At 66.4% G+C, this 21,778-nt stretch carries 21 protein-coding genes and 2 pseudogenes; 15 read left to right on the top strand and 8 right to left on the bottom strand.

Annotated features, from left to right (window positions below; genetic code table 11):
* Nucleotides 1-140: 140 nt before the first annotated feature.
* The 6 genes and pseudogenes from AR540_RS25960 to AR540_RS04380 form a co-directional block, all read left to right on the top strand.
* Nucleotides 141-380 (top strand): annotated as a pseudogene (locus AR540_RS25960) (LysR family transcriptional regulator); the annotation flags it as partial.
* A 178-nt stretch (nt 381-558) separates the two neighbouring features.
* Entirely contained in the window at nt 559-1,200 is a 642-nt protein-coding gene (locus AR540_RS04400) for a LysR substrate-binding domain-containing protein (protein WP_330219585.1), read from the top strand.
* 54 nt (nt 1,201-1,254) lie between these two features.
* Complete coding sequence (locus tag AR540_RS04395) at nt 1,255-1,635, top strand: lysozyme inhibitor LprI family protein (RefSeq protein WP_059226622.1); 381 nt, start codon at nt 1,255-1,257, stop codon at nt 1,633-1,635.
* A 70-nt stretch (nt 1,636-1,705) separates the two neighbouring features.
* Nucleotides 1,706-2,362, top strand: coding sequence for a DUF2726 domain-containing protein (locus tag AR540_RS04390; protein ID WP_059226621.1), 657 nt, complete (start codon nt 1,706-1,708; stop codon nt 2,360-2,362).
* A 16-nt stretch (nt 2,363-2,378) separates the two neighbouring features.
* A complete protein-coding gene (locus AR540_RS04385; protein WP_059226620.1) occupies nt 2,379-2,705 on the top strand; it encodes a hypothetical protein in 327 nt (108 codons plus the stop codon).
* Between the two features lie 53 nt (nt 2,706-2,758).
* Entirely contained in the window at nt 2,759-3,232 is a 474-nt protein-coding gene (locus AR540_RS04380) for a GNAT family N-acetyltransferase (RefSeq protein WP_059226619.1), read from the top strand.
* 371 nt (nt 3,233-3,603) lie between these two features.
* On the opposite strand, the gene AR540_RS04375 is transcribed toward AR540_RS04380, so the two are convergent.
* A complete protein-coding gene (locus tag AR540_RS04375; RefSeq protein ID WP_059226618.1) occupies nt 3,604-4,620 on the bottom strand; it encodes a LacI family DNA-binding transcriptional regulator in 1,017 nt (338 codons plus the stop codon).
* A gap of 185 nt (nt 4,621-4,805) precedes the next feature.
* Here AR540_RS04375 and AR540_RS04370 point away from each other — a divergent pair, with 185 nt between their 5' ends.
* On the top strand, nt 4,806-5,339 hold the full coding sequence (locus AR540_RS04370; protein WP_059226617.1) for a gluconokinase: 534 nt from the start codon (nt 4,806-4,808) through the stop codon (nt 5,337-5,339).
* Between the two features lie 61 nt (nt 5,340-5,400).
* Nucleotides 5,401-6,753, top strand: a complete 1,353-nt coding sequence (locus AR540_RS04365; protein WP_059226616.1) for a GntP family permease — start codon at nt 5,401-5,403, stop codon at nt 6,751-6,753.
* A gap of 6 nt (nt 6,754-6,759) precedes the next feature.
* On the opposite strand, the gene AR540_RS04360 is transcribed toward AR540_RS04365, so the two are convergent.
* From AR540_RS04360 to AR540_RS04345, 4 genes are all read right to left on the bottom strand, one after another.
* The gene (locus AR540_RS04360; RefSeq protein ID WP_082706906.1) at nt 6,760-8,313 is read right to left on the bottom strand and encodes an alkaline phosphatase D family protein; all 1,554 of its coding nucleotides are present in this window, start codon (nt 8,311-8,313) and stop codon (nt 6,760-6,762) included.
* A 62-nt stretch (nt 8,314-8,375) separates the two neighbouring features.
* Nucleotides 8,376-8,678: a putative quinol monooxygenase gene (locus AR540_RS04355; protein ID WP_059226614.1), complete on the bottom strand. Its 303-nt coding sequence runs from the start codon at nt 8,676-8,678 to the stop codon at nt 8,376-8,378.
* 84 nt (nt 8,679-8,762) lie between these two features.
* Complete coding sequence (locus AR540_RS04350) at nt 8,763-9,164, bottom strand: RcnB family protein (protein ID WP_059226613.1); 402 nt, start codon at nt 9,162-9,164, stop codon at nt 8,763-8,765.
* 272 nt (nt 9,165-9,436) lie between these two features.
* On the bottom strand, nt 9,437-9,691 hold the full coding sequence (locus AR540_RS04345) for a hypothetical protein (RefSeq protein ID WP_059226612.1): 255 nt from the start codon (nt 9,689-9,691) through the stop codon (nt 9,437-9,439).
* Nucleotides 9,692-9,872: 181 nt separating this feature from the next.
* Here AR540_RS04345 and AR540_RS04340 point away from each other — a divergent pair, with 181 nt between their 5' ends.
* The 5 genes from AR540_RS04340 (at nt 9,873) to AR540_RS04320 (ending at nt 16,096) form a co-directional block, all read left to right on the top strand.
* Nucleotides 9,873-11,264, top strand: a complete 1,392-nt coding sequence (locus AR540_RS04340; protein WP_059226611.1) for an MFS transporter — start codon at nt 9,873-9,875, stop codon at nt 11,262-11,264.
* Nucleotides 11,265-11,387: 123 nt separating this feature from the next.
* The gene (locus AR540_RS04335; RefSeq protein WP_059226610.1) at nt 11,388-12,683 is read left to right on the top strand and encodes an NCS2 family permease; all 1,296 of its coding nucleotides are present in this window, start codon (nt 11,388-11,390) and stop codon (nt 12,681-12,683) included.
* A 264-nt stretch (nt 12,684-12,947) separates the two neighbouring features.
* The gene (trmA, locus tag AR540_RS04330) at nt 12,948-14,036 is read left to right on the top strand and encodes a tRNA (uridine(54)-C5)-methyltransferase TrmA (protein ID WP_059226609.1); all 1,089 of its coding nucleotides are present in this window, start codon (nt 12,948-12,950) and stop codon (nt 14,034-14,036) included.
* A gap of 451 nt (nt 14,037-14,487) precedes the next feature.
* Entirely contained in the window at nt 14,488-15,324 is an 837-nt protein-coding gene (locus AR540_RS04325) for a helix-turn-helix transcriptional regulator (RefSeq protein WP_059226608.1), read from the top strand.
* A gap of 163 nt (nt 15,325-15,487) precedes the next feature.
* Nucleotides 15,488-16,096: a LysE family translocator gene (locus AR540_RS04320; protein WP_059226607.1), complete on the top strand. Its 609-nt coding sequence runs from the start codon at nt 15,488-15,490 to the stop codon at nt 16,094-16,096.
* Nucleotides 16,097-16,204: 108 nt separating this feature from the next.
* Here the strand turns inward: AR540_RS04320 and AR540_RS04315 are convergent, their stop codons facing one another.
* The gene (locus AR540_RS04315) at nt 16,205-17,125 is read right to left on the bottom strand and encodes a Gfo/Idh/MocA family protein (RefSeq protein WP_059226606.1); all 921 of its coding nucleotides are present in this window, start codon (nt 17,123-17,125) and stop codon (nt 16,205-16,207) included.
* 50 nt (nt 17,126-17,175) lie between these two features.
* Nucleotides 17,176-18,060: a putrescine utilization regulator PtrR gene (gene ptrR / locus AR540_RS04310; RefSeq protein ID WP_059227944.1), complete on the bottom strand. Its 885-nt coding sequence runs from the start codon at nt 18,058-18,060 to the stop codon at nt 17,176-17,178.
* A 109-nt stretch (nt 18,061-18,169) separates the two neighbouring features.
* On the opposite strand from ptrR, the gene AR540_RS04305 reads away from it, so the two are divergent.
* Both AR540_RS04305 and AR540_RS04300 read left to right on the top strand, forming a co-directional pair.
* The gene (locus AR540_RS04305; protein WP_059226605.1) at nt 18,170-19,315 is read left to right on the top strand and encodes a YbfB/YjiJ family MFS transporter; all 1,146 of its coding nucleotides are present in this window, start codon (nt 18,170-18,172) and stop codon (nt 19,313-19,315) included.
* A 152-nt stretch (nt 19,316-19,467) separates the two neighbouring features.
* Nucleotides 19,468-21,114: an acetolactate synthase large subunit gene (locus AR540_RS04300; protein ID WP_059226604.1), complete on the top strand. Its 1,647-nt coding sequence runs from the start codon at nt 19,468-19,470 to the stop codon at nt 21,112-21,114.
* A 157-nt stretch (nt 21,115-21,271) separates the two neighbouring features.
* Here AR540_RS04300 and AR540_RS04295 read toward each other — a convergent pair.
* Nucleotides 21,272-21,734, bottom strand: a pseudogene (locus tag AR540_RS04295) (aminopeptidase P family protein); the annotation flags it as partial.
* Between the last annotated feature and the right edge of the window lie 44 nt (nt 21,735-21,778).

Below are 21,778 nucleotides of genomic sequence, written 5' to 3'. Positions count from 1 at the left end.
AAACTAAGGCTTGCCTGAGAAGTCGCCGCGCGAAGATCGGGCAAGGCGCAACGGCCAACGGCCGGCCCGAAGGGTGAGCGCCAGCGAATCAAATCGGCGAGGAAGCGGACCGGGCTCGCGCTCGGGTTTACGAGTGGTAAATGAGCATTGCGGCGGGGCCACCCTGGCCGGGTTGGCGATCCAGCCGGTGTTTAACGCGGCATGACCGAGCGCAGGCACTTTTCAGACAAATCGAGGCTGCCGTGACGACTACCCTCCCCCTCAACGCCCTGCGCGCCTTCGCCGCGGCAGCCCGTCATCAGCACTTTGCCAAGGCCGCGGAAGAGCTGCACGTCACCGCCGGGGCCATCAGCCGGCAGATCCGCCTGCTGGAGGAGGAGCTGGGGCAACCCCTGTTCGAGCGGCTGCCGCAGGGAGTGCGCCTCACCGTGCAGGGTCGCGCCCTGGCCGCCGAGATCGCGCCCCACCTCGACGGCCTGACCCGCGCCGTGGCCCGGGCGCGGGTCAAGAGCAGCGTGCTCACCGTCAGCGCCCCCCCCCACCTTCGGCCAGGAATGGCTGCTGCCGCGGCTGGAAGACTTTCAACGGCAGCACCCCGACATCGAGGTCTTCCTCGACGCCTCATCCGCCATCGTGCCCTTGGGTACCGAGGGTGGTGCCCAGGCAGCGATTCGCTATGGCCGAGGCGACTGGCAGGACGGTGAGACCCGTCTGCTGCTGCGCGAATGGATCTTCCCGGTGTGCAGCCCGGCGCTGATCCCAACGCCCCTCGCCGAACCCAGGGCCCTGCTGGACTATCCCCTGCTGCACGCCGAATGGCCCGGCGGTTGGCGCGCCGGCCGCCCGAGCAGCAGATTCAATGCCTGGCAGGATTGGTTCGCCAGCCAGGACGTCGGTCTCGGCGAAAACCTGCGCGGACCGCGCTACTCGCTCAGCGGCATGGCCCTGCAGCAGGCCGCGGCGGGCAAGGGCGTCGCCCTGGGCGGCTGCGTGCTGGCCCAGCGCCTGCTGGCCAGTGGCGCCCTGGTCCGCCCGCTGCCGGATCAATTCAACCAGCTCTCGCCCCAGGCCTACTTCCTCGTGTTGCCCCAGGGTCCGGTGGAAGCACCGGTCCAACGCTGGATCGCCTGGCTGCTGGAGCAGGTGCGCAGCTTCCGCGACACCCAGGGCCAGCGGCAGGAGACCGATGGTGCCTGGTGAGAACCTGGCAATTAGGTCAGTCTAGGCGGACTGCCCTCGACCCAGCCTTCCTGCATGATCGTCGCTCGCCGCCTCTCCTTGCTTCTCGCCCTGCTGCTCGCGACCTCGGTGCACGCCGCGGAAAGGCCATCGGTCGACTGTGAGCGCCAGGGCGATGAGCGCCAACTGGCCGCCTGTGCCGCTCAGGATCTGGCGGCGGCCGAGACCCGGCTGGACGAGGTCTATCAAAGGGTGCTGGCCGCCACCACGCCGGCCCAGCGCCCCAACCTCGAACGGCTGCAGCGCCTCTGGCAGGACGACCGGGCACCCCGCTGCGCCACCGCCACCCGGGGTTTCAGCGGCGCCATGCAGCAGTTGCAGTACCTGAGCTGTCTGAAGTCCATGACCCTGCTGCGCCTGGACGACCTGCAGCGCCAGGTTCCACGCCACGACTGACCCTTCGTCGCCGCCGCTGCTGTCCTGCGCCAGAACTCACTATCATGGCGCCCCGCTGTTGGAGTTCACGATGTACGAGCCTTACCTGCCCCTGGCGGTCCTGGTTGGACTGCTGCTGTTGGGGGCATCCTGGTGGTGGCAGCGCCGCCGCCAGGCCGCTTTTCCCTATCGCCAGGTCGAGGCCCTGTTCACCCCCGCCGAACAAGCCTTCCTCGCCGTACTCGACGAAGCCGTGGGTGACGACTACCGGGTGTTCGGCAAGGTACGCATCGCCGACGTGGTGCAGACCCTGCCGTTGCGCGACCGCCGCCGCTACCTGGTCGCCCAGAATCGCATCAACGCCAAGCACTTCGACTTCGCCATCTGCCGCCGCGACGACCTCGCCGTGCACGCCGTGGTGGAACTCAACGACCGTTCGCACCTGCAACGTCACCGCCAGCAACGGGACCGCTTCGTGCGGTCGGTATGCGAAGCGGCCCAGTTGCGCCTGGTGGAGATTCCGGCCGCGGCGCGCTATTCCGCCAGTGCCGTGCGCGACGCCGTGTTCGGCGGGCGCCGCCCACGCCTGCGCGCGAGCGAGCCGAGTCGGGCCCTGGCACCGCAATGCCCGGACTGCCAAGCCCCCATGGTGCGGCGCCGCGCCCGTAGCGGGCGCCACCAGGGCCGGGAATTCTGGGCCTGCTCGAATTACCCTGACTGCCGTGCCCTGCTCGACATCGACGACTGACGAAGGGGTCTCCCCCATGCGCTACCTCACCACCCCGGACGGACGCTACTTCGTGGTCAGAGGACGCCTCTGGCGCTGTACCGATCCCGCGCTTTCGAGCGAGCGCCGCGAAGCCTTGACGCACGACCTGATGGACGCGCGGCGTCAGGTGGGCGCTGCCAAACGCCAGGACGACGCAGCCGCCCTGCGCACCGCCCGCGCCGCGGTGGACGAGGCCAAGCGCGCCCTGGGTGAGCGCGGCCCGGTCTGGTGGACCGACGGCGCTCCCGACTACAACCGCCACCTGGCGAAGAACACGCCCTATGCCGACTGGTACGAGGCACTGGACGCGGATGCTTCCTAACGCCACGACCGGGGCGTAAGGTGAAACCCGACTCCTGCCTGCGAGACTCCTGCTTGCGCATCCGCCCCGCCTACGTCACCGATCTCGCCGCCATCTGCCGGCTGGCCGAACAGCTTGCCGCGCAGCATCATGACCATGCCCCCGAAACCTTCGCCACGCCCTCCGGTGGCTGGCGCGACCAGGACTACTGGGCGGCGCAGCTGGATCCCGAGGACGGCGCGCTCTTCGTCGCCGAGGCGGATGACCAGTTGGTGGGCTTCGTTACCGCCCGGCTGTCCGATACCCGCGCCATCTCCTTCCTGCAACCGCTGATCCTCTGCCGCATCGGTACCCTGGTGGTGGCCGCGAGCCACCGACGCCACGGCGTCGGCGCCCGCCTACTGGCCGAGGTGGAAACCTGGGCCAAGGACAACGACGCCGACGAGATCCGCCTGGAAGTCATGGAATTCAACCGCGACGCCCAGGCCTTCTATGCGCGGCAGGATTTCCATGGCCAGTCGCGGATTCTGGCCAAGCCGTTGCGGTAGACGGCCTCTAATCTAATGTGATCGCGGCCATGGCGGCCCGCTGCGGTGATCGATGCCAGGAAATGGATGTTCCGTTGGCGGAGCGGACCCTTATCGCGGCCACGGGCAGCTCCTACAGAAGCATCACACCCTGTAGTAGCGGCCCGTGGCCGCGATAAAGACCACTCAGCGCCGTAGCGTGGCAAACGGCGCAGCCTTTTCCACTGGGCCTGCGTGGCGAGAGTCGCCCTCACTCCAACCCCCACCCGAAGGGAGAGGAGCTATCCGAGCAGGCGCTCATCTCCATAACCCCGGCAAGATCGGGATCAGCCGTCTTCCCTCCCTTGGGAGTGGCCATATCGGCGGCCCATGGCCATGATCCGCCAAGCCCCCTACACACTCTCCCGACTCACCAGTTCGAACCCCAGATCCACGCAGGTCGGTTGGCTACGGCCATCGAGCAGGCCCAGCAACAGTGTCGCCGCCTGGCGGCCGACTGCAGCGCGGGGGGTCTGGATGGACGACAGCCGCGGCACCGTGTGCGCCGAGCCGGGCAGGTCGTTGAAGCCGATCACCGAAATCCGTTCCGGAATGGCGATGCCCAGGCGCTGCGCCTCGAACAGCGCGCCCTGGGCCAGGTCGTCGTTGCAGAAGAACAGGCCATCGACGTCCGGGCGCCGGGCCAGCAAGGCGCGAAACTGCTCCGCCCCCAGTCCGACGGACGAGGGCTGGGGGTCCAGCACGTCCAGGCTCGGGTCGTAGCAACCGGCTTCGCGCAGCACCTGGCGAAAGCCCTCGCCCCGCGCCAGCGCCCGGGGATCGAGCTGGGCGGCGACATAACCCAGGCGCTGGCGTCCCGCGGCCAGCAGATGCCGTGCGGCCGCAGCGCCCGCCTCTCGCTGGGAGAAGCCCACGCTCGGCACCCCGGCGTCCGGGTCCAGCTCCATCATGTGCACCCGCGGCACCCGGCTGGCGGCCAGCAGCTGGCGCGCCGTCTCGGTGCGGTCGAAGCCGGTCAGCAACAGGCCCCGGGGCTGATAGGCCAGGTAGTTGCGGATCAGCTTTTCCTCTTCCTCGGGATCGTAGTGGTAGTTGCCGATCAGCACCTCGAGCCCGCGTGGCCGCAGTACCTCATGGATGGCTTCCAGCGGCTCGATGAACAGGTGGTTGGAGAGCGAAGGCACCAGCACCACCACCGAATGGCCCTGGGCCGAGGCCAGCGCACGAGCGGCCGGATTGGTGACATAGCCGAGTCGCGCGGCCGCTTCCTGCACGCGGGTGACCAACTCGGGCGCCACGGTGGCGACGCCGCGCAGCGCGCGAGACGCCGTGATGGGGGAAACGCCGGCTTGCAGGGCCACCTCGGTGAGGGTGGGCCGGCCGGAACTACGAGAACCCGTTCGATTCATTGTTATGGTTTCAGGCTTGTCAGCGACGGAGAACGCGCCTAAGGTAGCGCTGTCTCACCAGACACTACAAGCCTGGCGTGCTCGTCTGACGCGCATGGGCATTCGGCTAACAAGATCGACAAGAACTGAAAGCCGCTACCTTTTTCTCCTTTCGGAGGTAGCGCTATCTCAGACCGGAGGTGACGATGAACACTCCCATTCCCGCGCTGGTGGTCATGGGCGTCGCAGGCTGTGGCAAGAGCAGCGTCGGCGCGGCCATCGCCGAGCAGGATGGTGGCCGCCTGATCGAAGGCGACGCCTTCCACCCCCCGGCCAACATCGCCAAGATGAGCGCCGGCATTCCCCTCGACGACGCTGACCGCGCCGGCTGGCTGACCCGCCTGGGTGAAGAGCTGGCCGCTGCCGTGGCCGCCGGCGAACGCCCGGTACTGACCTGCTCCGCGCTCAAGCGTCGCTATCGCGATCAACTGCGCCAGGCCGTACCGGGCCTCGGTTTCGTCTTCCTCGAACTGACCCGCGAGACCGCCGCCCAACGCGTCGCCAATCGCCCGGGGCACTTCATGCCCGCCAGCCTGATCGACAGCCAGTTCGCCGCCCTCGAGGCACCCCACGGTGAACCGGCTACGCTGGTAGTGGATGCCCGAGATCCGCTGTCCGCCATCGGTACCCAGGTCACGGCCTGGTGGAACACCTCGACGCGCCTGGCTCAGCCGGCCTGACGAGACAGCGCTACCCAAGCACACCCTCTAGCTTGCCCACAACAACAATAGGAGAGGCGCCATGTTCGGCATGGACCACAACAGCTTCCTTCTGCTCGACGCCGCGATCACCATCATCGGCCTGGTGCTCCTGATCACCAAGTTCAAGGTCCATCCCTTCATCGCCCTGACCATCGCCTCGGGCTTTCTCGGCCTGACCTCCGGGATGCCGGTGGAAAAGGTCATGAAATCCTTCCAGGACGGCTTCGGCGGCGTGCTCGGCTTCGTCGGCATCCTGCTCGGCCTGGGCACCATGCTCGGCAAGCTGATGGCCGATTCCGGCGGCGCCGACCAGATCGCCCAGACGCTGATCCGTGCCTTCGGCATCAGGCGCGTGCACTGGGCGATGATGTTCGCCGCCTTCCTGGTGGGCATCCCGCTGTTCTTCGAGATCGGCTTCGTGCTGCTGGCCCCCCTGGTGTTCATCGTCGCCCGCCGCACCGGCCTGTCGCTGGTCAAGCTGGGCATCCCGCTGCTGGCCGGCCTGTCCGCCGTGCACGGTCTGGTGCCGCCGCACCCGGGCCCGCTGCTGGCGGTCGGGGTGTTCGGTGCCGACATCGGCAAGACCATCTTCTATGGCCTGATCGTCGGCCTGCCCACCGCCATGATCGCCGGCCCCCTCTTCGGCGCCTGGATCTCCAAAAGCATCCCCGGTTCGGCCAATCCCGAGCTGGTCGCCCAGATCGCCCAGGAAACCGACAACCGCAACCTGCCGGGCTTCGGCATCACCGTCTTCACCGTGCTGCTGCCGGTGATCCTGATGCTGCTCAAGGCCTTCGCCGACATCTTCTTCGCCGCCGACAACCACTTCCGCATCTGGATGGACTTCATCGGCCACCCCATCACCGCCCTGCTCGCCGCACTGCTGCTGAGCTTCTACAGCTTCGGCACCGCCTGCGGCTTCTCCCGCGAGAAGATCGTCAAGCTGCTCGACCAGAGCCTGGCGCCGGTGGCGGCCATCGTGCTGATCGTCGGCGCCGGCGGCGGCTTCAAGCAGATGCTGGTGGCCAGCGGCGTCGGTGAGGTGATCGGCAACCTGGCGGTACAGACCCAGATCTCGCCGATCCTGCTGACCTGGCTGGTGGCGGCGGTGATCCGCGTGGCCACCGGCTCCGCCACCGTGGCGACCATCACCGGCGCCGGCATCGTCGCCCCCGTGGTGGCCCTGGTGCCCGGCGTGAACAAGGAACTGCTGGTGCTGGCCGCCGGCGCCGGCTCGGTGATCCTCTCCCACGTCAACGACGCCGGCTTCTGGCTGGTGAAGCAGTACTTCAACATGACCGTCGCCGAGACCTTCAAGACCTGGTCGATGATGGAAACCATCCTCTCGGTGGTGGCCCTGGCCTTCATCATGCTGCTGTCGCTGTTCGTCTGACGTCCGCTATGCCGGGACGGCCCCCGGCCGCCCTGCCTCCACCACGAAACTCGCCCGGGTGCCACGCGCGGCATCCGGGCGGGTGCGGTCGGAAATCGTGCGCAGATCCACCCGTAACCGCTCCCGCGTCAGCTCCAGGGCCAGGTAGCCGCGCTGCCGACTGTCGAAGAAGCGTACCTGGGGATTCTCTGGCAACAGCGCCTGGAAGCGCCGGTAATCCGGGCCGTCCGAGGTGACCGAAGTGCCGACGAACTCGCTCGCCACCACCGGGCTGGCCTCGTTTTCCGGCTCGCGGTGCAGATCCGTCACCCAGAACGAATGGATGTCCCCACCCAGGGTCACCGGATTGGCCAGGCGGCTATCGGCCATGGCCGCGAGCAGACGCTCGCGGGTGGCCGGATAGCCATCCCAGCCATCGGTCCAGCGTGCGGGATCGCCATCGGGCAGGCGTTGCCGCAGGGGCGCCAGCAGCAGGTCCTGCGCGATCAGGTTCCACTGGGTGGTGTTATGGCGAAAGCCGTCCATCAACCAGTCTTCCTGCGCCTGGCCGAGCATGCTGCGCCCGGCATCGCGCAGGCCCGGGCAATCCGGTGCGACCAGATGACCGCCGCGGGTCCGGGACGTCGCGCAGGCCGGCGCGCTGCGGTACTGGCGGCCATCGAGCAGGTGGAGCTCGGCCAGATCGCCGAAGCGCCAGCGGTCATAGAGACGTGTCTGCGCGGCCTGGGTCCGCCAGCCCCGCAGCGGCGCATGCTCGCGAAAGGCCTGGTAGGCCGCCTGACGCCGCAGGGCGAAGGCCGCGGGGCTGACGGTGGGATCGGCCGACCAGGCCCCGGAATAGTCGTTCTGCACCTCGTGGTCGTCCCAGGTCAGCAGGCTGGTGACGTTGGCGTGCAGGTACTGCAGATCGGGATCGGTACGATACAGGGCATAGCGCCGCCGGTAGCTCGCCAGGTCGCGGGCCTCTGGCAGGCCATGTCGACGAGCTGCCGGCAGCAGCGGAGGCACATTCGACTCATAGATATAGTCGCCGAGGAACAGTGCCAGATCCGGTTGTTCGTCGGCCATGTGCCGATAGGCACTGAAGAAACCCTTCTCGTAGTGTGAGCAGGATGCGGCCACCAGCTTCAGGCGTTGCGGCGTACTGGCAGGCGTCGGCAGGGTGGTGGCCCGGCCAATCCGGCTCTGGTGGCCCAGGGCGGTGAAGCGGTACCAGTAAGGCCGCCCCGGGGCCAGGCCCCTGAGGGTAACCGGCAGACTGAAGGCCATTTGCGGCAGCGCCGTGACCGTGCCCCTTTGCACCACCTGGCGCAGGCCTGGGTCCAGGGCCACTTCCCAGCGCGCCTCGACGGGGCCACGCAGGCCACCCAGGCCGTCCATAGCCAGCGGATCGGGCGCCAGGCGAGTCCAGATCACGCAGCCATCGGCGCTCGGATCACCGCTGGCGACGCCCAGGGTGAAGGGGTCGGGTCGCGGATCGCGAGCGCCGCAACCGGCGAACCAGGAGGCGCTCAGGCCTAAGCCGAGCAGACCGAGCGCCTGACGTCTCGAGGTATTCATCCAGGACTCCGGGCAAAGACCCCAGCATGGCGCAGGCGGGTGACAGCGGGATGTCGTACGCCTCAGGCCAGCGGCAGCTCCTCAAGGATCATGATCTGCGGCGCCTCGACCAGCAGACCGTCCAGATCGGCCAGCAGCCGCTTGAAGTGGGGAGTTTGCTCGTGCTCGGCCAGGGCCTCGCGACTGGCCCAGCGCTCGATGAAGACATAGCGACCTTCATGGCCTGGATCGCGGTGCGGGGTGTAGAAATGGCAGGCCGCCTCGGCGCGGGAGGGGGCGACGATGGCACTCAGGGCGCGCTCGACCGCGATGGCCTGACCGGGCCGGGCTTGCAGGATGGCGACTACGCGGATCTCGGTGGTCATGCTGGAACTCCGGATGGGCGTTTCAGCATGACGCGGTAGTCATATGATTGCCAGGGCCAAGGGCGCATCGGCCCTGGCCGAACTTCAGGGCTTGGCCTTGACGATCTTATCGATCACCCCGTTGCTGCGCTTGATCAGGACATAGTCCGCGCCGATCTTCACCCACTGGCTGTCTTCACCCGGTTGTTCGAGGCCGTGCTTCTTCCAGTCCTTGATCACGTAGTCGTCGCGGATGTACTTGCGCGGCGCCCGGCCGCCCTCTTCCAGCTCGAAGGTGGGATGGTCGGGGTCATGGGTCACGGCCTCGTCCCCCTGATTGCTTTCCTTCTGGTTCACCTTGTTCTGGTATTGCGAGCTGGTAGGCTCCGAGGCTTCCTTGTTGGCATCGGGCTTGACCGGCGTCGTCGACTCGGCCGCCTGCGCCTGCAGGGCGCCGCCCAGCACGACGGTACCCAGCACCAGGGAGAGCAGCGATTGTTTGATCATGGGTATATCTCCTCTGCGTTCCAGGTTATGACCCCGGGGTCAGGGGAAAAGCTCCACAGATACATACGGCCGCTGCGCCTGGTGTGGTGTTTCAGAAGTTCGCGCAAGAATTGGCGAGTGATTTTTGTTCGGTTCGGCGCCCCGAATGGGCCAGGCGCCGCGACGAGTCATAGCAGGGCTATGGCGAGGAGTGGCAACGACGTCCAGGGCGGTCCGCCGCTGCGGACAAAAAGCGCCGCCAAAATTGTGTAGTCAACGTCTGGAACACCACACTAGCTCGGCGAAGACTCTTCCGCGGTCTTCACCAGGGTCAGCACCGGGGGCAATTGCCGCGAGCGGTCGGTGGAGAAGGCGTCCAGGGAGCAGCTCAGCCGGAAGGCCTGCTGGGTGAGCCGCGAGGTTTCCTGACGCAGGGTCAGAAAGTTGAGGAAATAGCGTTGGTGCTGTCGCTTGGCCTGGCTACCGCGTTCGAGCAGGCGCTTGGCCTCGGCCATCACCATGATGTGGCGGTCTATCACGTCCTTCATGCAACGGCTTCCTCGCGGCGCTGACGACTATCGAACCAGTCTTCTGCTGACTGTAGCAGCCCGACCCGGCAGGCGCAGGCCAATCCACTGACTTTTCGTGTACACGCCAGGGACAGCGGACTGGCGCCCACCGGGGCACGTCAGGCAGAGTAGCCCACCTCTTCCGCCAGAAAGCCTGTTCATGGAACGCTGGAAGCTGCTCGCCTGCCTGGTGAGCTTCACCTTCTTCATGGAAAACCTCGACGCCACCGTCATCGCCACGGCCCTGCCGCAGATGGCCCTGTCCTTCGGTCGCGATCCGGTGGACCTCAACCTGGGCATCAGCGCCTACCTGCTGGCCATCGCCGTCGGTATTCCCGTGAGCGGCTGGATCGCTGAGCGCTTCGGTCCGCGGCCGGTCTTTACCCTGGCTATTGGCGTCTTCACCCTGGCCTCCTTGCTCTGCGGGATGGCCCAGTCCCTGGAACAGTTCATCGCCGCGCGCATCCTCCAGGGCATCGGTGGTGCCCTGATGGTGCCCGTGGGGCGCCTCGTGGTGCTGCAGGTGACGGAGAAGCACGAACTGGTGCGGGCCATCGCGCTCATCACCTGGCCCGGTCTGGTGGCGCCCGTGCTGGGCCCGCCCCTGGGCGGCCTGATCACCACCTATGCCGACTGGCGCTGGATCTTCTATCTCAACCTGCCGCTGGGCCTGATCGCTCTGCTGCTGGCCTGGCGACTGGTGCCCGCCGACCTGCCGACCCAGCGCCATCCGTTGGATTGGCGCGGGTTCCTGCTACTGGGTGGCGCCTGCGTTGCCTTCATGTGGGGCGTGGAACGCCTCGGCCAGAATCAAGGCAGCCTGGGCAGCAACCTTGCCTGGATGGGGATTGGACTGATTCTTGGCACCAAAGCGGTGCGCCACATGGTACGCATCGAACGACCGCTGATCGATTTTGGCACACTGCGCATTCCGACCTACCGCGCCTCCATCCTCGGCGGCGGACTGTTCCGCGTCACCATCGCCACCGCGCCCTTCCTGCTGCCGCTGATGTTCCAGCTCTCTTTCGGCCTGGACGCCTTCCAGGCGGGCCTGCTGCTGCTGGCGCTGTTCGCCGGCAACCTGGCAGCCAAACCCTTCACCACCGCCGCCATGCGCCGTTTCGGCCTGCGCCGCATCCTCACGGTGAACGGCCTGCTCAGTGCGCTCAGCCTGCTGGCCTGTGGCCTGCTCACGCCGGCCTGGCCGCTGCCACTGATCATGCTCCTGCTATTCGCCAGCGGAGTGTTCCGTTCGCTGCAATTCACTGCCGGCAACGCCCTGGCCTTCGCCGATATCCCCAAGCCGCAGATGAGCCATGCCTCCACCCTCTTCAGCACCAATTTCCAGCTCGCCATGGGCCTCGGCGTGGCCGTTGCCGCCCTGCTGCTGCGCGCCTCGATGGAGTGGCACGGGCACCTCGATCCGCAGCTGACGGACTTTCGGCTAGCCTTTTGCATAGTGGCCGTGCTCGGCATCCTGAGCACCCTGGATGCCTTCCGCCTGGCCCGCAATGCAGGCGATTCGGTCAGCGGCCATGCCCCTGAAAGTTGACCAACCGGTCAGTGCTCGATCTGATGCCGATTTGGGGGTAGGCCCTGGGTCTTACCCGTGTCAACCGAACTGTTATGATGCGCGCCGTTTTTTCCGATCAGACCGGCGCGTACGAGGCATCCCATGCTGGAAAGACTCTTCCAACTCAAGGCTCACAACACCTCCGTCCGCACCGAACTGCTGGCCGGGGTCACCACCTTCCTGGCCATGGCCTACATCCTGTTCGTCAACCCGAGCATCCTCGGCGCGACCGGCATGGACAAGGGCGCGATCTTCGTCGCCACCTGCCTGGCCGCGGCCATCGGCTCGGCGCTCATGGGGCTCATCGCCAACTACCCCATCGCCCTCGCCCCGGGCATGGGCCTCAACGCCTTCTTCACCTACACCGTGGTGCTGCACCTGGGTCATACCTGGCAGGTGGCCCTGGGTGCGGTATTCCTCTCGGCGCTGATGTTCTTCCTGCTGTCGATCTTCCGCATCCGTGAATGGATCATCAACAGCATCCCGCTGCCGCTGCGCTCGGGTATCGCCGCCGGCATCGGCCTGTTCCTGGCGCTGATCGCCCTGCAGACCGCCGGCATCGTGGTCGGCAATCCGGCCACCCTGGTCGGCCTCGGCGACCTGTCCAAGCCCGGTCCGCTGCTGGCCATCCTCGGCTTCTTCCTGATCGTCGTGCTGGAGGCGCGCAAGGTCACCGGCGCGGTGCTGATCGGCATCCTGGCGGTCACCGTCATCGCCATCGCCCTGGGCGTCAGCGCCTTCGGCGGCCTGGTGTCCATGCCGCCGTCGCTGGCGCCGACCTTCCTGCAGCTGGACATCAAGGGCGCCCTGGACGTCGGCCTGATCAGCGTCATCTTCGCCTTCCTGTTCGTCGACCTGTTCGACAACTCCGGCACCCTGATCGGCGTGGCCAAACGCGCCGGCCTGATGGGCAAGGACGGCCACCTGCCGAAGATGGGCCGCGCCCTGATCGCCGATAGCTCCGCCGCCATGTTCGGCTCGCTGCTGGGCACCTCCACCACCACCAGCTACATCGAATCCGCCGCGGGCGTCTCCGCCGGTGGCCGGACCGGTCTTACCGCCGTGGTGGTCGCCGTGCTGTTCCTGCTGGCGCTGTTCTTCGCGCCCCTGGCCGGTAGCGTGCCGGCCTTCGCCACCGCCCCGGCGCTGTTCTTCATCGCCGTGCTGATGACGTCGGGCCTGGCCGAGATCGAGTGGGACGATCTGACCACCGCCGCCCCGGTGCTGGTCACCGCCCTGGCCATGCCGCTGACCTATTCCATCGCCAACGGCATCGCCTTCGGCTTCATCACCTGGACCGTCATCAAGCTGCTCTCCGGCCGCACCCGCGAGCTGAATTCGGCACTGATCGTGCTGTCGATCCTGTTCGTCATCAAGCTGGGCTGGTTCAACGCCTGACCCCTCCCCTCGGGGCTCCGGCCCCGAGGTATCCCCCGCCTCGGCGCCTGCTCGACCTCCGCTACGCGTCGGCCAAACGGCGTGGAAAGTGGCCCGGATCACCCACCCGGTCCAGGCGACCCCGACGCAATGCTCATTCATTACTTGTAAACTCGCCCGCGTGCCCGGTCCTCTCGGCTGTTTTTGCGGGACCGCCCAGGCCTTGCCCGTCTTTGGCTCGCAAGACATCGAAAAGCCTCTTACCCCCCTGCTGCGGATCTACCCATGTCCCAACCCTCCTTCGCTCCCGCCGACTACCAGGCTCAACTCGACGCCAAGGCCGACCGCCTGCGCGAACTGCTGGCGCCCTTCCAGGCGCCTGAGCCCGAAGTCTTCGCCTCGCCGCTGCAGCACTACCGGCTGCGCGCCGAATTCCGCCTGTGGCGGGAAAACGAGGAGCGCCACTACGCCATGTTCGCCCCGGGCGACAAGCACACGCCGATCCTCATCGAAGCCTTTCCCATCGCCAGCCAGCGCATCAACGACCTGATGCCGCGCCTCAAGGCCGGCTGGCAGGCGGACGTGGCGCTGTCGTTCAAGCTGTTCCAGGTGGAATTCCTCACCACCCTGAGTGGCGACGCCCTCATCACCCTGGCCTACCACCGTCCGCTGGACGCCGCCTGGCAAGCCGCCGCCGAGCGCCTGGCCGCCGACCTCGGCGTCAGCCTGATCGGCCGCTCCCGCGGCCAGCGCCTGGTGATCGGCCGTGGCCATGTGATCGAGGAACTGGAAGTGGCTGGGAAGACCTATAGCTATCTGCAACCGGAAGGCGGCTTCACCCAGCCCAATGGCACGGTCAACCAGAAGATGCTGACCTGGGCCCACGCCGCCCTGGGCGAGCGCGAGGACGACCTGCTGGAGCTCTATTGCGGCAACGGCAACTTCACCCTGCCGCTGGCCAGCCGCGTGCGTAAGGTGCTGGCCACCGAGGTGAGCAAGACCTCGGTCAATGCAGCCCTGCACAACCTGGCCAGCAATGGCGTGGACAACGTCAGCCTGGTGCGGCTCTCCGCCGAGGAACTGACCCAGGCGCTCAACGACGTCCGCCCCTTCCGCCGCCTGGCCGGCGTGGATCTGAAGAGCTACCGCTTCGGTACCGTCTTCGTCGACCCGCCTCGCGCCGGCATGGACCCGGATACCTGCGAGCTGACCCGCCGCGTCGAACGCATCCTCTACATCTCCTGCAACCCGGAGACCCTGGCCGAGAACATCGCCCAGCTGCACGACACCCACCGCATCACCCGCAGTGCCCTGTTCGACCAGTTCCCCTGGACCCACCACATGGAGAGTGGGGTGTTGCTGGAGCGGCGTTGATACGCCCGCGTGGAAAAGGCTGCGCCGTTTTCCACCCTACGCCGGGGCTGAGCGCCCCTCTCCCTCGGGAAGAGGGCTGGGGTGAGGGAGGCTACTGAACCGTAGGTTGGGCTGAGACGGCTCTATCGTCGAAGCCCAACATGCCAGACACCCTTGTTGGGCTTCGCTTCGCTCAACCCAACCTACGAAAACGCAGCGGTGGCTCTGGACGCCCCCTCTCCCCTAGTGAAGGTTGGGGTGAGGGACCGCTAACTCATAGGTTGGGTTGAGACGGCTCCACCGTCGAAGCCCAACAGCCAAGCCCCGTTAGGCTTCGCTTTGCGCAACCCAACCTACACGAGCCCCGCCTTGACGCCCCTCTCTCTGGGAGAGGGCAGTTTCAAAGGCTCAACGTGGCGACAATCACCGCTAAAAAACGCATGCTGAGCCTTCCGATCAGTCAGGATCGATCATGGCGCCCAGCAAATCCTCTTTCGTGCGACCGCTGCCCTGCAAGCAACCAGGCATTGAAGCGATGGTGGCCGATACGTCCTGCACCTTCGCCCGTCATACCCATGACGACTTCGGTATCGACCTGATCCACCGGGGCGCGCAGAAATCCCTGAGCGGTCGAGGGCTGGTCGAGGCCGGTCCAGGAGATGTCATCACGGTGAATCCCGGCGAGGTACACGACGGGACGCCCTTTGATGAAACCGGCCGCGCCTGGCGCATGCTCTATCTGCATCCCAGCCTGGTCGCCGACGTGGGACAGGATGTTCTCGGGCACGCCCGCCAGGTGGAATTCAGCCAACCGCGTATTGCCGATAGACGCCTGTCACAGGGCTTCGCCAACGCCTTCATCGCTACGGTGAGCCCGGACAGCGAGGCCAGCCCCTTGGCATGGGAACAAAGCCTCATCCTGTTGCTAAGTGGTTTGCTCCAGCCTCGACTACTGGAACGCTGTGCCATTCCAGCCGGTATTGTCCGGGCACGAGAGCAGCTCGATGAAGCTCCGCTGAAAGCTCCTACCCTCGCCCAGTTGGCTGAGACTGCCGAGCTGAGCCGCTATCAGTTGCTCCGCGCCTTCACCCGGGCAACAGGACTTACCCCCCACGCCTATCTCACTCAGCGCCGGCTGCAGCAGGCACGCCGGCTGATCTTGGGGGGCATGTCGTTGGTCGAAAGCGCTGCGGCTTCGGGCTTCGCCGATCAGAGCCATCTCACTCGACTGTTCAAGCGTACCTACGGTTACCCGCCCGGTGCCTACGCCAAGGCATCAGTCAGCCTGCAATTTCGTTCAAGACGCTGAATGCCAACGCCGGCCAGGCTAAGACCCTGTTTCCCTGACAGGTATCAGCCGTGCACGCATTCAAAGATTACTTCCCGGCCTCGCGCCAGAAAGCTACAGACATCGACCTTGGTGCCTGGGTAGCCGTGATAGGCCAGGCGTTTTCTGGGGCGAGTCAACAGTCATGACACTCGACTTCTTGCTGACTACCTTCATCGTGGTCGCGTCGCCAGGGACAGGCGCCCTGCTGACGATAGCGGTCGGCACTACCTATGGACGCCGCGCCGCGCTGTTGGCCGCCGCAGGTTGTACCCTCGGAATCCTGCCTCACCTGCTGCTGACCCTTTGTGGCCTGACAGCGCTGCTACAAGCCCGGCCGCTAGTGCTGGAGGGCCTGCGCTATCTGGGAGTGACCTATCTGCTCTACCTGGCCTATCGGCAGATCCGCAATGCCAGCGCCTGGAGCACGGGCGCCACCTATCCCAACGGGGATCGACAGATCATCCGGCAAGCCGTCCTGCTGAACCTGTTCAATCCCAAGCTAACCCTGTTCTTTCTTGCCTATTTGCCGCAATTCCTGGACCGGCAATCTGCCGCGCCGCTCACCCAGGCGCTGCTTCTGTCCGGCGTGTTCATGGGCATGACGTGGGTGGTATTCACCCTGTACGGCCTGCTTGCAGCGCAGATGAGGACGCGCCTGGTTGCCAGCCCGCGCCTGGCGCAAGGCCTGAGTATCGGTTTCGCCTGCGCCTTTTTCAGCATGGCCATCCGTTTGTTGTGGACGAGCCTATGAGGGGATGCGAGGCGTAGCCCTGTTGGGCTTCGCTGCGCTCAGCCCAACCTACAAGAGCCCACCATGCCACCCCTCTCCACCGGGGAGAGGGCCGGGGTGAGGGAGGCCCTACTCGTGAAAATCCGCCACCGTCTCGCGCCGGCCATAGAGAAAGGCGTCGGCCACGTGGCGCAGCGGGGCCACGTCCACGTCGGAGCGGTTCTGGGCGACCAGCTCGGCGAAGCGGGCATAGAGGCCGGCGTATTCCCGGTCGGGGCCCTGGTGGGTCAGCTGGCCGTCCAGGTACAGCTCGCTGCCGCCCTTGCTCAGGGTCAGGCGACCGGCCTCGGTGTCGACGTGGATGTCCCAGGTCTGGGGGCCGGTCTGCAGGAAGTCGAAGTCGGCGGCGATGGGCACGCCAGCGCTGTCGACAAAGGCCAGTTGCGCGGCCACCGGGGTCTGGCAGTTACCCGGTACCTGCAGCGTCGCCTCCTTGAGGAAGAACGGCCGCGGCAGGATGGCGGTGACGATGGACAGGGCATTGATGCCCGGATCGAACACGCCCATGCCACCCGGCTGCCAGATCCAGGCCTGGCCCGGGTGCCAGACGCGCACGTCTTCCTTCCACTCGATACGCACCCCTTGGATGCGCTTGTCTTCCAGCCATTCGCGCGCCGGCTGCACGCCCTGGGCATGGCGGGAGTGCCAGGTGGCGAACAGCGACAGACCCGCCGCCTCGGCCTGGCGCGCCAGGGCCTCCACCTCGCTCAGGGTCGCGCCCGGGGGCTTTTCCAGCATCACGTGCTTGCCGGCGGCCAGCGCCTCGCGGGCCTGTTCGTAGCGCACCGCCGCTGGAGCGCAGAGGGACACGGCGTCGATGGGCGGGCCGTCTTCCAGCAGGGCGCTCAGGCTAGGGTAGTGGGCAACGCCCTCCAGCTGGGCGTTGCGGCTGGCCACGGCGACCAGTTCGTAGTCGGGATTGCTCTGGAGCGCCGGCAGGTGCTGGTCACGGGCGATCTTGCCCAAACCGACGATGGCTATTCTTATCATGATCGTCCTCGGTAGACGGTAGGAGTCCGCCGCCTAGGATCGGGCAATCATCACACCAAAGCAACAGCTTCGCGGGCAGTCTCCAGGCTCTCGTGCAACGCCAGCCAGCTGCGCAGATTGGCACCTTCGCGGCCCTTGCGCCACATCAGCCAGGTGGTGGCGCGGGTGAAGCGAGCCTCGATTTCGTGACGCTGCACCCGCTCGCGGCCGGGCAGGCTGTCGAGCATGGACTGCGGCATCAGCGCTACGCCGCCGGTGATCACGCAGGCCAGCATGCTGTGGTAGGACTCGATCTCCATCACCGGTCCGCTGGGCACACCGGCGGCGGCGTACCAGGTATCCAGGTAGCGGCGATAGGAACAGCCGGCGCGAAAGCCGAATACCGGCCGCCCGGCCACGTCGGCTGGCGAACGGACCGGACCATGCTCCAGCCCGGTGATCAGCACCAGGCGTTCTTCGAACCAGGGCTGGCCTTCCAGCGCCGCATCGGGCGCCGGACCGTCCACCAGGGCGGCGTCCAGGCGACCGGCCAGCAGGCCCTCCACCAGCTCCCCGCTGGGTCCGCTGTGCACCTGCAGATTCACCTTGGGATGACGCTGGTGATAGCGCGCCAGCAGCCCTGGCAGATGGATGGCTGCGGTGCTGAACATGGAGCCGAGCACGAAGGTACCGGCCGGCTCGCCATCCTGCACCGCGCTGCGCGCCTCGTCGGCGAGCGCGAACAGCCGGTGCGCATAGTCCAACAGGCGGTGGCCGGCGGCCGTCAGGTGCAGCCGCTGACGCTCGCGCAGGAACAGTTCTACACCGAGCTTTTCTTCCAGCTGGCGCAGGCGCGTGGAGAGATTGGACGGTACCCGGTTGAGGCGCTCGGCGGCCCTTACCAGGGAACCTTCCTCGGCCACCGCCTGGAAGATGCGTAGCTCGGCGAACTCCATGACCATCACCCTTTCTGTTTGGCTGAACATCTATTTCTTTATTATTCGTTTTTATTGATTAACTTCAAGGCCTAGGCTGTACTCATCCGCTCGCTACTGGAGTCTTGCGATGACCGCCACTACTCGCCTGCTGGCCTGCCTGCTGGCCCTGGCCACCGCCATGGGCATCGGCCGCTTCGCCCTCACCCCCGCCCTGCCCCACCTGATCGCCGAGGGCCAGATCGACCTCACCGGCGCCAGCCTGTTGGCCGCGGCCAACTACCTGGGCTATCTGCTCGGCGCCCTGGACGCCCTCTTCGCCCGCCGTACCCATGCGCGCCTGGTCGGGGGACTCTGGCTCTGCGCCGGTCTGACCCTGGCCTCGCTGCTGGCCTATGGCCTGGCCGCCCAGGCGCTGCTGCGCTTCGGCACCGGCCTGGCCAGTGCCTGGGTACTGGTCATGGTGACTGGCCTGAGCCAGCCCCTGGCCGCCGAGGCCGGTCGACCACGCCTTGGCGCCCTGATCTTCACTGGTCCCGGCGTCGGTATCCTCGTCAGTGGCCTCATGGCCCTGGTCAGCAATCGCCTGGGCGGCGGCTCCAGCCAGCTCTGGCTGAGCTACGGCCTGCTCGCCACCGTCGCCACCCTGGCGCTGCTGCCCCTGCTACCCCGGCGCGGTCCGGCCACCCCGCTGCCTACCAGCGCCGCGCCCGCCAAGCCTTCCCCGGCGTTCAACCGCTTGATCCTGGCCTATGGCCTGGTCGGGGTCGGCTACATTCTGCCGGCTACCTTCCTGTCGCAGATGGCCGCCAGCCGTTTCCATGGCCAGTGGCAGGCCGATCTCTTCTGGCCGGGCTACGGTCTGGCGGCGGCCCTCGGCGTGGTGCTGGTGAGTCTGAGACGCCCGGGCACCGATACCCGCCGCTGGTTGATCGCCACCCTCTGGCTGCAGGCCACCGGGGTGCTGCTCTGCCTGCTGCCGGGTAGCCTGGCGCTGTTCCTCGGCGTGCTGCTCTGCGGGGGGCCCTTCCTCGCCTGCATGCAGCTGGTGATGCAACACGGCCGCGAACTGGCGCCGACGACTCCACAGCGGAATGCCGGGGTCCTCACCGCCAGCTTCGCTACCGGCCAGTTGCTCGGTCCGCTGCTTGGCGCGGCCAGCAGTCACTTCGCCGGCAATCTGCAACCGGCCCTGGTCGTGGCCGCCTTCGGCCTGCTGCTCGCCGGCGTCCAACTGCTGCGGCCCAGCGCGACGCTCCAACGCTGCGCTGCGTGAATCGTTTCCGCTGTGACCATTCGTCACAGTTGCGGAAGCTGGCTGCGCCTTGTTTTGAAATATTTCGTCATTCCTGAGTACAGTTGCGGCTGCGCCTCACGAGGAGGCGCTTCAGGCGCTCGCCACCCACCCTTACAAGGAATACAAGACTCATGATGAAGGCCTCCGACCTGGTCGTTCGCTGCCTGGAAAACGAGGGTGTGGAATACATCTTCGGCATTCCCGGTGAAGAGAACCTGGACCTGCTCGAATCCCTGCGCCGCTCCTCGCAGATCAAGCTGATCCTGACTCGCCACGAGCAGTCCGCCGGCTTCATGGCCGCCACCTACGGCCGCTTCACCGGCAAGACCGGCGTCTGCCTCTCCACCCTCGGCCCAGGCGCTACCAACCTGGTCACCGCCGGCGCCTATGCCTACCTGGGCGGCATGCCGATGCTGATGCTGACCGGCCAGAAGCCGATCAAGAAATCCAAGCAAGGACGTTTCCAGATCCTGGACGTGTGCCGCATGATGGCGCCGCTCACCAAGTACACCCACCAATTCGCCTCCGCCGACAACATCCCGTCGCGCATTCGCGAGGCCTTCCGCCTCGCCGAGGAAGAAAAGCCCGGCTCCGTGCACCTGGAACTGCCGGAAGACATCGCCGACGAGCACACCGAGAGCCTGCCGGTGCCGCCGAGCCTGAGCCGCCGTCCGGTGGCCGAGGCCAAGGCCATCGCCGCCGCCGTCTCCAAGCTGGAGAACGCCCGCAGCCCGGTGCTGGTGCTGGGCGCCGGCACCAACCGCAAGATGACCGCACGTGTCCTGCGCCAGCTGATCGAGAAGACCGGCATCCCCTTCGTCACCACCCAACTGGGCAAGGGCGTGGTCGACGAGCGCCATCCGCGCTTCCTGGGCAACGCCGCTCTCTCCGCTGGCGACTTCGTGCACCGCGCCCTGGAGTCGGCCGACCTTATCGTCAACATCGGCCACGATGTGATCGAGAAGCCGCCGTTCTTCATGACCCGTGGCGGCACCGAGGTCATCCACATCAACTTCCGCTCCGCCGAAGTCGATCCGGTGTACTTCCCCCAGGTCGAGGTGGTCGGCGACATCGCCAACGCCATCTGGGAGATCAAGGAGCGCATCGAGGTCCAGCCCACCTGGGACTTCGACCGCCTGCTGCACATCCGCGAAGCCAACGAGGCCCACGTCGCCGAAGGCGCCACCGACGACCGCTTCCCGGTCTATCCGCAGCGCCTGGTGGCCGATATGCGCAACGTGCTGCCCTCCGATGGCATCGTCGCCCTGGACAACGGCATCTACAAGATCTGGTTCGCCCGCAACTACAAGGCCTACATGCCCAACACGGTGCTCTTGGACAATGCCCTGGCCACCATGGGCGCCGGCCTGCCGTCGGCCATGGCCGCACGCCTGGTGCACCCCAACACCCCCATCGTGGCGGTGTGCGGCGACGGCGGCTTCATGATGAACAGCCAGGAACTGGAAACCGCGGTGCGCCTGAAGATGAACCTGGTGGTCATCATCCTGCGCGACGACGGCTACGGCATGATCCGCTGGAAGCAGGCGCAGATGGGCTTCGAGGACTTCGGCCTGGACTACGGCAACCCGGACTTCGTCCGCTACGCCGAAAGCTACGGCGCCCAGGGCCACCGCGTGGAAAGCGCCGCCGCCTTCGCCCCGCTGGTGCAGCACTGCCTGGACACCCCCGGCGTCCACGTCATCGACTGCCCGGTGGACTACTCCGAGAACGACCGCATCCTGCACCAGGAGATCAAGGAGCGCAGTGCGGCGGTTTGAGTGGGTAGGTTAGGTAGATAAAGGAACGCCCCGGCCGTGAGGTCGGGGCGTTTTTTCCATTGCCAAAGTGCTTCGCCAGACAGACATTCAGTAGGGAGTTTGAACGAGCTCTGCCAGCAAGAGGCGGCAGCGCCTCCTGCACTCAGCCAAATAACCTCTATCCAGCCTCCGGACCATCCAGCAACGGCGTACTGGACAGTTTCACCGCTGCCTCCTTGGTGATCAGTAATTGCTCTTCTAGCTTCACCCCTTCTGCCGCGCCCTGCTCACCGATTCTCCTCGAAGACACCGTCGTAGCCCCACTCTGCGCAATCCACCGCGTAGGCCATGCAGGGATATTCATCGGCCAGACCGCAGCCGTGAGCCATCATCATGTAGCGGCTATGCTCGACTTTCTTGGGTAACGGCCAGCAGCACTCGGCGAACTCGCGATAGGTCAAACCCGCCTTGATCAGATCGATGTTGTGGCAAAGCGGGTCGCAGGCCGTTTGCAGCAGCGATGCCTGATGGGCCGTAGGTGCCTTGCCGGAGCAGATGAAGGAGCGGGAGATATCGTGCAGATACCTACCCGGCACGATCATGTCGATATCGCCGGCTTGGAACACCGGGTCGGTGGCGTCTCCGTCCCGACTCGGCTTATACCGGCATTGCCGTGAGGCTAGAG

Origin of the sequence: Pseudomonas sp. EpS/L25, from assembly GCF_001512295.1 — a bacterium.
In the GTDB taxonomy this organism is placed as follows: Bacteria; Pseudomonadota; Gammaproteobacteria; order Pseudomonadales; family Pseudomonadaceae; genus Chryseomonas.
Note: the sequence above shows the minus strand (reverse complement) of the source record. Positions and strands in the feature narration are given on the sequence as shown.

Coding starts and splice junctions, on each gene's coding strand:
- trmA (WP_059226609.1), top strand. CDS start 12,948: ATGTCCCAACCCTCCTTCGCTCCCGCCGACTACCAGGCTCAACTCGAC.
- AR540_RS04315 (WP_059226606.1), bottom strand. CDS start 17,125: ATGATAAGAATAGCCATCGTCGGTTTGGGCAAGATCGCCCGTGACCAG.
- AR540_RS04385 (WP_059226620.1), top strand. CDS start 2,379: ATGCGCTACCTCACCACCCCGGACGGACGCTACTTCGTGGTCAGAGGA.
- AR540_RS04365 (WP_059226616.1), top strand. CDS start 5,401: ATGTTCGGCATGGACCACAACAGCTTCCTTCTGCTCGACGCCGCGATC.
- AR540_RS04360 (WP_082706906.1), bottom strand. CDS start 8,313: ATGAATACCTCGAGACGTCAGGCGCTCGGTCTGCTCGGCTTAGGCCTG.
- AR540_RS04345 (WP_059226612.1), bottom strand. CDS start 9,691: ATGAAGGACGTGATAGACCGCCACATCATGGTGATGGCCGAGGCCAAG.
- AR540_RS04370 (WP_059226617.1), top strand. CDS start 4,806: ATGAACACTCCCATTCCCGCGCTGGTGGTCATGGGCGTCGCAGGCTGT.
- AR540_RS04325 (WP_059226608.1), top strand. CDS start 14,488: ATGGCGCCCAGCAAATCCTCTTTCGTGCGACCGCTGCCCTGCAAGCAA.
- AR540_RS04335 (WP_059226610.1), top strand. CDS start 11,388: ATGCTGGAAAGACTCTTCCAACTCAAGGCTCACAACACCTCCGTCCGC.
- AR540_RS04340 (WP_059226611.1), top strand. CDS start 9,873: ATGGAACGCTGGAAGCTGCTCGCCTGCCTGGTGAGCTTCACCTTCTTC.
- AR540_RS04355 (WP_059226614.1), bottom strand. CDS start 8,678: ATGACCACCGAGATCCGCGTAGTCGCCATCCTGCAAGCCCGGCCCGGT.
- AR540_RS04350 (WP_059226613.1), bottom strand. CDS start 9,164: ATGATCAAACAATCGCTGCTCTCCCTGGTGCTGGGTACCGTCGTGCTG.
- AR540_RS04320 (WP_059226607.1), top strand. CDS start 15,488: ATGACACTCGACTTCTTGCTGACTACCTTCATCGTGGTCGCGTCGCCA.
- AR540_RS04390 (WP_059226621.1), top strand. CDS start 1,706: ATGTACGAGCCTTACCTGCCCCTGGCGGTCCTGGTTGGACTGCTGCTG.
- AR540_RS04305 (WP_059226605.1), top strand. CDS start 18,170: ATGACCGCCACTACTCGCCTGCTGGCCTGCCTGCTGGCCCTGGCCACC.
- AR540_RS04300 (WP_059226604.1), top strand. CDS start 19,468: ATGATGAAGGCCTCCGACCTGGTCGTTCGCTGCCTGGAAAACGAGGGT.
- ptrR (WP_059227944.1), bottom strand. CDS start 18,060: ATGGAGTTCGCCGAGCTACGCATCTTCCAGGCGGTGGCCGAGGAAGGT.
- AR540_RS04395 (WP_059226622.1), top strand. CDS start 1,255: ATGATCGTCGCTCGCCGCCTCTCCTTGCTTCTCGCCCTGCTGCTCGCG.
- AR540_RS04375 (WP_059226618.1), bottom strand. CDS start 4,620: ATGAATCGAACGGGTTCTCGTAGTTCCGGCCGGCCCACCCTCACCGAG.